The 877-nt window shown below is 46.3% G+C and carries 1 protein-coding gene; it reads left to right on the top strand.

The window, feature by feature from the left end; all coding sequences use genetic code 11:
* The coding region (locus D8863_RS10435) for a penicillin-binding transpeptidase domain-containing protein (protein ID WP_260469796.1) at positions 1-877 on the top strand (877 nt) is incomplete at both ends.

Below are 877 nucleotides of genomic sequence, written 5' to 3'. Positions count from 1 at the left end.
GTCAAGCATGATGTCGAATCCGGTGAATTAAGTTCAGATTCGCTTGGAACGATAACCAATGTCTTTGTACCAGGGTCTGTCGTTAAGGCGGCAACCCTTAGCTCTGGTTGGGAAAATGGGGTCTTGTCAGGAAATCAAACTTTGACAGATCAGCCGATTGTTTTCCAAGGTTCGGCTCCGATCAATTCATGGTATACCTTGTCCTATGGCTCCTTCCCTATCACAGCAGTTGAGGCTCTAGAGTACTCTTCTAATACCTACATGGTTCAGACTGCGCTAGGGATCATGGGGCAGTCCTACCAGCCAAATATGATAGTCGCAACTGATCAGTTAGAAACTGCAATGGGCAAGTTGCGATCAACCTTTGGAGAATATGGACTTGGAGCTTCAACAGAGATTGACCTCCCAGATGAATCTACAGGATTTACACCAAAAGAATTTGATTTGGCCAACTATATTAATAACGCCTTTGGTCAGTTTGACAACTACACACCTATGCAGTTAGCCCAGTATGTCGCAACTATTGCAAACAATGGTGTGCGTTTAGCTCCTCACATCGTTGAGGGAGTTTATGGAAACAATGAACAAGGTGGCTTAGGCAATCTAGTTCAAGAAACAGCCACCAAGGAACTGAACAAGATCAATATCTCAGAAGCGGATATGGCTCTCTTGCACCAAGGTTTCTATCAAGTTTCGCATGGAACGAGCGCTCTGACAACTGGTCGTGCCTTTTCAAATGGCGCAGCCGTTTCCATCAGCGGGAAAACGGGTACTGCCGAAAGTTACGTTAATGGCGGTCAAAAGGCCAATAATACCAACGCGGTCGCCTATGCACCGACCGAAAATCCCCAAATCGCAGTCGCAGTCGTCTTTCCTC

It is taken from the genome of Streptococcus oralis (genome assembly GCF_003943825.1).
GTDB lineage: Bacteria > Bacillota > Bacilli > Lactobacillales > Streptococcaceae > Streptococcus > Streptococcus oralis_CD.
Note: the sequence above shows the minus strand (reverse complement) of the source record. Positions and strands in the feature narration are given on the sequence as shown.